The sequence below is a fragment of the Nonomuraea rosea genome (assembly GCF_039539705.1).
GTDB lineage: Bacteria > Actinomycetota > Actinomycetes > Streptosporangiales > Streptosporangiaceae > Nonomuraea > Nonomuraea rosea.
Map to the genome: position 1 here is coordinate 257,834 of NZ_BAABDQ010000016.1, position 6,559 is coordinate 264,392.

Annotated in this window: 7 protein-coding genes; 3 read left to right on the plus strand and 4 right to left on the minus strand. The window is 66.2% G+C overall.

Translation table 11 applies throughout. The features are described from left to right. Nucleotides 1-252 precede the first annotated feature (252 nt). The gene (locus ABEA43_RS33275; protein ID WP_345568059.1) at nucleotides 253-825 is read left to right on the plus strand and encodes a DUF6461 domain-containing protein; all 573 of its coding nucleotides are present in this window, start codon (nucleotides 253-255) and stop codon (nucleotides 823-825) included. Nucleotides 826-1,072: 247 nt separating this feature from the next. Further along, nucleotides 1,073-1,414, plus strand: coding sequence for a VOC family protein (locus ABEA43_RS33280; protein ID WP_345568061.1), 342 nt, complete (start codon nucleotides 1,073-1,075; stop codon nucleotides 1,412-1,414). A gap of 679 nt (nucleotides 1,415-2,093) precedes the next feature. Here ABEA43_RS33280 and ABEA43_RS33285 read toward each other — a convergent pair. After that, a complete protein-coding gene (locus ABEA43_RS33285; protein ID WP_345568063.1) occupies nucleotides 2,094-4,013 on the minus strand; it encodes a hypothetical protein in 1,920 nt (639 codons plus the stop codon). Nucleotides 4,014-4,773: 760 nt separating this feature from the next. Between ABEA43_RS33285 and ABEA43_RS33290 the strand changes: the two genes are divergently transcribed. Continuing rightward, entirely contained in the window at nucleotides 4,774-5,514 is a 741-nt protein-coding gene (locus ABEA43_RS33290; protein WP_345568065.1) for a class I SAM-dependent methyltransferase, read from the plus strand. Nucleotides 5,515-5,518: 4 nt separating this feature from the next. On the opposite strand, the gene ABEA43_RS33295 is transcribed toward ABEA43_RS33290, so the two are convergent. From ABEA43_RS33295 to ABEA43_RS33305, 3 genes are all read right to left on the minus strand, one after another. Beyond that, entirely contained in the window at nucleotides 5,519-5,878 is a 360-nt protein-coding gene (locus ABEA43_RS33295) for an Rv3654c family TadE-like protein (protein ID WP_345568086.1), read from the minus strand. 45 nt (nucleotides 5,879-5,923) lie between these two features. After that, on the minus strand, nucleotides 5,924-6,259 hold the full coding sequence (locus tag ABEA43_RS33300) for a TadE family type IV pilus minor pilin (protein ID WP_345568067.1): 336 nt from the start codon (nucleotides 6,257-6,259) through the stop codon (nucleotides 5,924-5,926). Nucleotides 6,260-6,322: 63 nt separating this feature from the next. Further along, nucleotides 6,323-6,436, minus strand: a complete 114-nt coding sequence (locus tag ABEA43_RS33305; protein WP_345568088.1) for a DUF4244 domain-containing protein — start codon at nucleotides 6,434-6,436, stop codon at nucleotides 6,323-6,325. Nucleotides 6,437-6,559: the final 123 nt, after the last annotated feature.

Below are 6,559 nucleotides of genomic sequence, written 5' to 3' on the forward strand. Positions count from 1 at the left end.
GGGCGGCGGGCGCCTGGTCACAGCGTGACTCGCGAGTCTGATATTCGCCTGACGACCCAAGGCATCTCACACGCGTGAAGAGGCTCCTGTTCCATCTGGTATGGCGTTGAACCTTTGTTTACCGGCGAGATCCATATCGCGGTGATCCTGAATTCATCATGGCCAGGATGTTCCACGCCCCATCGCGCCCAGCCCCGCCACCCCCTGACGACGAGTTCTGTTCTTGTCGGTGCCGGCTGGCAGCATGATCACATGACTTTGCAGCCCCTCGATATCTCTTGGCTCTGCGGCGAATACGCCGAGGAGTGCTACAGCTTCATCTACCTCCGTGCCACACCTGAACAGGTGGTCGCACGCCTCGGCGGTCGATGGGAGGACTTCACGCCGGGTCCCTTCCCCGACGACCCGGATCACTACTCGGACCATGAGGGACCTCTCGGCGTCACCTCCATCGGCGATTGGACGTTCATTTTCGACCCTGGCTGGCTCGGCACCTGCGAAGACGTGATCACTGAACTCTCCAAGGGCACCCGCCTCGTCTCCCAAGCCGCACTCGGCATCAAGGACCTGGACTACTTCTACTGGTGCGAGGAGGGCGAGATCAGACTTGCCTGGGGCGGCGATGAAGGTTTCCTGACGGAGATACCTGACGAGCTCGTGGACACGATGGCGGAGATCGACAGGCTCTACCCATCGCGTCCCCGGCTCTACGGAGGCCCGGCTTTCCTGCTCGTCGAGCACCTGACCGGGATCAGGGCGACGGAGCAACTGCTGAAGGGTTCCACGCTCAGGTGGGGCGTCGTCCCAGATCCGGCCAAGTCGTGACGTCGGCAAGCTCGCCCAGTCCAAGTAACTCGGCATCACATGCTTCCGAGCTTCCCCGCTCGGCCGCCATTCCCAGCAAGTCACCGAAGATGGCGGTGAGCATGAATCCCGTCCGATGCGCTCCGCATGGCGATATCACTTTCCAGCAGAGCGACCATCACTCGTCAGCCGAGTTGGACGTATACGGCGGAGCGGTTCCTGTTCCCCAACGGGTCACAGGTTCCGCAGAATTCCATAGAATCGCGGCATGCCCCTCGACTTGTTCGCCGGAATTCCAGTCACCGACTACGCGGCGGCACTGAAGTGGTACGAACGGCTGCTGGGCTCCCCGCCGACGTTCATCGTGAGCGACACGGAGGCCGTGTGGGAATTGGCGGAACACCGGTCCGTATACGTCGAACAGCTGCCCGAGCGCGCCGGCCATGCCATGCACACGATCTTCGTCGACGACCTCGACAGCATCGTGACGCAGATCGCCGAGCGGGGACTCGACCCGGCACAGCGGGAGACTTACTCCAACGGCGTACGCAAGATCACCTACCGCGATCCGGACGGGAACGAGATCGGGTTCGGCGGCATGCCCTTGTGACGATGCCGGGCTGACGCGACAGCGGTAATGAGTGCCTGACATGGGACGACGCAACGGCACGCTGCCCCACGGCGTGCGGCCCGCAGCCCGCAGCCCGCAGTTGCCCGCGCCCCACCGCATGCGGCCCGCAGCCCAGGCGTACTGCCCCACGGCGTGCGGCCCGCAGCCCAGGCGTACTGCCCCGCGCCCCACGGCGTGCGGCCCACGGCGTGCGGCCCGCAGCCCGGGGACGCTGCTCTGCGGCAACGGCATGCTGCCCTGTGGTCAACCTGATTCGCCAACGCCGAACCTTCCCGCCCGCTTGTCGATCTGACCACACCGAAACCAAGCACTGATCGTCCTCACAACACCGACACCGAGCCTCCGCGTGACCTCGCGACCCTGGCGGCGGGTGGCACCGACCTGACCGGAACGCGCGGCGCTCGGGCGTGGGCGGTGGGCGACGCCGTAGCGGCCGAGCCCCTGCACAATCGCTGAACATCGCCACCAAGCCCATGCCTGCCGATCCCGCCGACGAGCCTTCGACTGGCCGGTGCGCATTTCCAGCTCGGCAGATGTTCGGCGGCTGTCGTGCTAGCCCTTTCCGCACGCCACCAGCGCTGGGCTGCGCCGATTACGGCGGGCGTTGAATCCGTTATAGCGGCTGACCTGCGACGAAATGGCACGTGCGGAAACGGGGCTAGCTGTCGCCATCTCCGCGTCGGTGGCCGGCATAAGCCTGTTCGCCGCCATCTTCGTTGTTGTCGGCGGCCCAGAAGTCGGCGGAGCCGGGCTGCGGTCGTTCCCAGAACCCGCTGTCTTCCATGGACCTGGGCGACGGCGGGAGGTAGTCGTCCCAGCGATCCTCGATCCGTACGGCGGGCGGGATGACAGGCGTGGCAGCCGACGGGGGGACGTCGGTCACCGCGGAGCTGGGCAGCGATATGTGAACCGGCCCACGTGCCTCGCCCTCCGCATCGAGGTAGAGCGGACGCGCGCTGGGCACTTCCGTACGTCCCTTGTCGTGCACGGACGGCTGCCCTCCCAGAGCAACGCCGTCGGAGGGCTGAGCAGACGGAGGTCGCAGGTCATCCGCTGGTTGCTGCGGACCCGACGACCACCGCTGGGCGGACGCCTGCTGAGCAGCCAATCGCTGAGCGGCCGCCTGAGGGGCGGACACCGGCTGCTGGGCGGACGCCAGTTGGTGGGCGGCCGACTGTGTGGCGGGTGGCGGCTGGTGGGCGGACGACTGTGTGGCGGGTGGCGGCTGGTGGGCGGACGACGGTTGGTTGAGGGAGCCCGGCTGTTGGAGGGACGGTGGGTGGCCGGGAGTGGGCTGTTGTCGGGCGGACGATGGTTCTTGGGTGCGGGTCTGATTTGGGACGCGGGTCTTGGCGACGGCGAGGATCACCGCAGGCCGCCGAGGCGCCGGCGCTCCTTGCGGGGAGCTCTCGTTCGCCGGCGTGGTCGCCGGCGCCGTTCCACCGGGTGGGGCAGGGACGGGGGAAGCGGTCGCGACGGGCGTGGGGGTGGGACCGGCCGAGCCGGAGGCGAGCGTGCGGCGGCGGGCCCAAGCGCCTGCGTGGGCGCCGAGGAGCAGCAGGAGGAGTCCGCCGGCGACGTACAGGCCGTACTGGCCGATGTTTCCGATGGGCGACTCGTTCGACTGCGCCTTCACCCCGCTGGTCTGGACGGGAGTGGATCCCGTTTCGTCCTTGGTGCCGGCTGGAGTCAGGCCGTCCGTTTCGCCCTGATCGCCGGTTGACGTGTCGGCGGTCGGGATCGGGAGGTTGCCCTTGGCGTCGGTGTCGGGGATCTGCGGCAGTTTGGAGGTCTTCGGCTTGTGGGTCGTCGGTTTGCTCGTAGGCAGGGTCTGCTTCTTGGCAGGGAGCGTAGGCAGGGAATCGACGCTCTTGGCGTCGTTCTTCGGCGTCTGCTGAGCGCTGGTCGTCTTCTTCGGCTGGGCGGCCGGCGGGGCAGGGAAGGTGATGTAGGCGGCGGCCGAGTTGCCTGATCCGATCGATCCGCCGTCGCCGTCGCTTCTGAACGCCTGGACCGTGAAGCCCACCTTCTGCCCCGCTGCCTTCGTGGGCACGGCGAGCGCCGCCTTGCACGAGGAGCCCGCGCACGCGCTGTCGGCGGAGAGCCTGCCGACGGTGCCGGTTTGGCTGTTGGAGACCTCGTACGACTGCAGGTCCGGCTCCGAGCCCTTGCTCCAGGTCACGAGGACCTTGGTGGTGCCCTGCAGGCTCGCGTTCACGTTGCCCGGGCTCTCGGCCGGCCGCCGCAGCTTGAACGTGCTGCTCGCGTACTTGGTCTGAGTGATCTCTCCTTTGAGGGTCACGGTGAAGGTGCCGTTCGGAGCGCTGCCGGCGTCGAACGTCCCGGAGATCGACTGGTTCGCGCCGCCTCCGGCGACCTTCTGGCTGGGCGTGGACGGCCCTTCCACGTACAGGCCCATGCTGAGCTGCATGACTCCCGTACGCGCGGAGATCGTGACCGAGGAGCCCGAGATCACCTGGCCGTCGGAGGGCGAGGTGATCTGCCCGGCGGAGCCGGCCTGCCGTACCACCACGGCGGCTTGCGCGAATCCGCTGCCGAGCGCGATGGATCCCGCCACGATCATCCCTGCGGCCAACACTCTGCCGACTACCGTCACGACGCTTCCCTCCGTCGAGAGCCTCGCGCCGCCTGACCGCCGTGGGCGCTCACGCGACGACCGGAAGTGCAGTCCCGCCCGGCCGATACGGTCACCGACCGTCCCCGAGCCCGCACCTTAGCGACTTCGCTCCAGCTCTCCCAGACTTCCAGTCACAGACGGCATGAACTGAGGGTAAGCGGAACCTTACGGGAAATATCCAACTCTTGGACACCACGTCTAAGAAGTCGTGACGGGATTGCGACATTGCCCCTCAGGCCCCAACGACCACATCGTTCTCTTCGGCCGCATTGTTGCTGGTTGAGGGATTTTAGGGGCTGATCCACCGCTACTCCTTCGTGTTTCTTGTGGGGGCGTGTAGCCGGCCGTGTACGTCTCGGCTGGGTCGGCATCTTGCTCCCATCAGGGCTGATGCTGATCTGGTGTCGGCTCTTTCTGCCCCTGTGCTGCCTTGAGGGGTTCAGGCTTTCTGCTCACGTGGAGGACTTGGCGTTGGTCGGTCTTTGAGCGCTCGTGTGCGTCCTTGCAGGCTGGCGTTCCTTTTATGGGTTTCGGCGTTTCGCTGGTGTAGGCCGTTGTGGGTGCTCGGTTCTGTTTGCCTGCGTTCTTCTGGGCGATGTCTTGTGGCTGGGTGCGGCGGCGGTTGCTTTTCGGGATGCTGGCTGGTCGACGCTGTCCACGGCCGCAGTTGAGTGCTTCTGCCGATCTACACTCCAGGGCCGTGACGGGTAAGCGACGCGGTGGATCCTTCTATGACTCGCCCGAGGTCTTCGAGCGGTATCTCGGGCATCGGCACAGTGGTGCGTCGAGCCCCAATCAGGTGATGGAGGAGCCGGCCCTGCTGGACGAGCTGGGGACCGTAACGGGGCTGCGGGTGCTGGATCTCGGGTGCGGCGATGCGGCCATCGGTCCGGTTCTGTTGCACGCTGGATGCCATAGCTACTTGGGGCTGGACGGCTCGGTGGCGATGGTCGAAGCAGGCAACAGGGCACTACACGGCATGTCCGGGCGGGTCGAGCTGGTCGATATAGAGGACTTCTCCGCGCCGCCGTCGTCGTTCGATCTGATTGTTTCGCGTCTCGCGTTTCACCATGTCGAGGACCTCGCGCCGGTGCTGGCGGCCTGTCGCGCGAGCCTTACGCCTGGCGGGCGCATCGTCTTCACCGTTGTCCATCCCGTATTGACGTCCTACGATCCCGGCGTTCGAGGACCGCGCGGAAACTGGATCGTGGACGACTATTTCGTTCAGGGGGCACGGGAACGGAGTTGGCTGGGTGGCACCGTCACGTGGTTTCACCGCACTATCGAGGATTACGTGGCTGCTTTGACGAGCTCCGGATTCGTTCTGACGTCGCTGCGTGAGTGTGCGCCCAGGGTTGATCGCTTCGATGGGGAGGTTGAGGAGTTGGCGCGGCGTCGTCGTGTTCCGCTGTTTTTGCTGCTTGCCGGCAGATGCGGCTGATGCTTCAGGGTGGAGTCGTAGCTGCTGGGCCTGCGCGTGATCTTCCTGTGAGGGTGCGGGTGCCCACTACCGGCAGCGAGATGGAGAGTACGGTCCGGACGTCGGCGATCTCGTTGGTTATCTTGCATTCGGTCAGTTGGACGCCGTTGCTCGTGGCGATGGCCGATGCTTTCTGGCAGGCGGCATCCGGGTCGATCAACGCAAGTCTGGCGGCTGCCAGGGCGCTCAGGTCGGCGGCGTTGCTGACGCGGTGGCGGGCCACCCGAGCGGCGCCCACGACGGCGAACGCCGTGGCGACTGCCATCAGCAGGCCCATGAGGGCTACGCCCCATAGCGTGGCCGAGCCACGTTCTGTGTGCTGGATCGCCCGCCTCCGTGGTTTCGGGTGCTTCGGGGATCGTCGGGCGGGTCAAGGGCTCTGCTGCCCCGGTTCGGTGTCGGCGGTGGCGGTGGCGGATACGCGTACGGCGGGCAACGACGGGCCCCAGACGGGTCGTACTTCTACTGTGATCTGCACTTTTGTGGTCTCTGGGTCGCGGGTCACTTCTACGTGTGCAGTTGAGCGAGTGGCTGACCGGGCGAGGTCGCGCACCTGGGCCAATGGCTCACCTCTGGCGGCGGCTCGCACTGCTGCGCGGGCCGCGTCCACGCATTCCAGCTGAGCACCTACGGCCTGGATGGCCCACAGTGCGGCCGCGAGGACGACCACGAGCGCGGGCAGCATCGCGGCGGTCTCGGCCGTCACCGAACCTCGCGATGCCGGCCTTTCACCGGTCCCGGAGGCCCGCGCGTGGCGGCGGGTCATGCGTTATTCGGCTGTCTTGAGGGCTCGGTTGATCAGAGAGGTCAGCATTTCCTGGACCTCTGGGCTGCTCACGACCTTGAACAGGAGCGCGGCGAAAGCGCAGGCCGTGTGGCTTATCTAGGGTTGGAGGACCCTTCCAGCAGGTCAGAGGACGATGATCTTTTCTTTCACGTAGGCCAAGTTGACCGAACGCAGCCGGGGCCGATCGTTATCTAGGGTGTCAAGCGAACTAGGACGTGT

Excerpts from the sequence above, each read along its gene's own strand:
- ABEA43_RS33280 (WP_345568061.1), top strand. The coding sequence starts at position 1,073 with ATGCCCCTCGACTTGTTCGCCGGAATTCCAGTCACCGACTACGCGGCG.
- ABEA43_RS33275 (WP_345568059.1), top strand. The coding sequence starts at position 253 with ATGACTTTGCAGCCCCTCGATATCTCTTGGCTCTGCGGCGAATACGCC.